The organism is Aliterella sp. E5.1 (assembly GCF_057473825.1).
Genome location: NZ_JBYCCV010000289.1, coordinates 1 through 1,892, shown reverse-complemented (window position 1 = coordinate 1,892; position 1,892 = coordinate 1). Strand labels below are relative to the sequence as shown.

General features: G+C 41.4%; 1 protein-coding gene and 1 pseudogene. Both read left to right on the top strand.

All coding sequences use genetic code 11. The features are described 5' to 3' along the window. Positions 1-200: 200 nt before the first annotated feature. Entirely contained in the window at positions 201-647 is a 447-nt protein-coding gene (locus AC2VE5_RS26395) for a hypothetical protein (RefSeq protein WP_486890515.1), read from the top strand. A gap of 333 nt (positions 648-980) precedes the next feature. Continuing rightward, positions 981-1,754 (top strand): annotated as a pseudogene (locus AC2VE5_RS26390) (IS5 family transposase). Positions 1,755-1,892 lie beyond the last annotated feature (138 nt).

The window sequence follows — 1,892 nt, the reverse complement described above, 5'->3', positions numbered from 1 at the left end:
CCCTCGATTATTTACGTGCTGCCTCTAATTTCAGTACATCTGAAGCCAAACGAACTCCGCCGGAGGGTCTTCGTACAGACGGTACAGTGAAGTGGGAGATTGTAAATACAGGAAAGTTTCTAGAAGTAGACGAGTATGGCAAGATTGTTACTTACGGAGTAAATCAATAATTAAGAAAAATTAAATGGAGAAATATTGCTATGGGGCAGTCTGAAATGGAAGCATTTGAGCAAAGGCGACTTGCCGAACTTAAAAGCCGTTTGTTCGCTCACGAGCAAGCTATGAAAGACGAACGTAGTAAACTTTGGCATAGCGAAAAAGGGTCGCAAGAAGAATATGTAGTCTGGGATAGGTTAGAGGTTCTCTCAACGTATATTTTTGGATATGCCTCCCAGATCGCCACAAAAGGTTGTACACGTCAGGAGCCTCATGAAGTTATCAATCACTTACACAAGCTAAGTATCTTCAATGTAGAGTGCATCATGAAATGGTATCCTTCAGCAGTAGAGGAGTATCCAAAAATTAAGCAGTTTTTCGAGCTGCTAGACTATATGCGTCTACTAACTATCGATTACATCCAGCGGTATCGACTACAAGAACCGCAACAAAGTGAAGGAACGAACTTACCACGTTCGCTAGTTGAATAAACCGGAGTATAAATGCCTGCAACTTGATAAATTGGCTCTGGCATCTTCATTTAGATAGTCTTTTAGTGCATAAATTTAGTTACACGCTGCCCAAGGATACAACCACTCCTTGGGCTTTGCTTTAAAAGTAAAAAAAGAAATAGGACTGATAAAAGAAGGAGCAGATAGGCAAGCACGTCTGGTTCAAATCCTTTAATTCATATGACCTAGTTGGGTCAGCAAGCAGTTTTAAAGGGTTCTCTTAAGAGGCCATTTATAAAGAAAAAATAAAGGTAAAGGGATTGATAGCAAAAAGTTCTTACCATCACTCTTAAGATGTTCAATCTATGCCCAATGACTAGAAAAGCCTACAAAAGCGACCTCACAGAGCAAGAATGGCGAATTATTGAACCATTAATTCCCCCTGCCAAACCAGGAGGGCATCCGCGTACTGTAGATATGCGTGAGGTAATTAATGCCATCTTTTACGCACAGGTTGTTCCTGGGAGATGCTACCACAGGATTTCCCACCCTACTCAACAGTTTACTATTACTTTAGACGCTGGCAAAAACGTGGAGTGTGGCAGGAGATAAACCAGGCTTTGCGCCAACAAGTACGTCAACAATTAGCTAAAAACGCCTTGCCAAGTGCGGCTGTTGTTGACAGTCAGTCTGTAAAAACGACGGAAAAAAGGGGAGGTGTACGGCTTTGATGGTGGCAAATTAGTTAAAGGACGTAAACGTCACATTGTTGTGGACACGCTGGGATTACTGATGAGTGTGGTGGTAACTGAAGCCAATGCTCCAGAGCGATTAGGAGCAATAGTCGCATTAACCGAACCAACTTGTGACTGGCAACAATTAAAGTTAATTTGGGCAGATTCGGGATATAGTGGACAGAATTTTAGTTCGGTAGTGATGGTCGTTTGTGGTGCATCTGTCGAAATCATTAAACGCATTAGTTCAGGATTTGAGGTCTTACCAAAAAGATGGGTGGTAGAAAGAACATTTGGTTGGTTAGATCGCTATCGTCGATTGAGTAAGGATTATGAACTTTTACCAGAGGTGAGTGAGTCGATGATCTATGCATCTATGGTGCGATTAATGCTCAAGCGATTAACTTCTTAATCTTCGCTTTATAAATGACCTCTAACTGGTGCAAGATGTGAGTTAACTTGGCAGTGTCAGTTTTACGCCAGTAATAGTTACTGTAGTTAAGATCGATTTCATTAGCTATTTCTACCGCATCAACGACATTTGTACCTA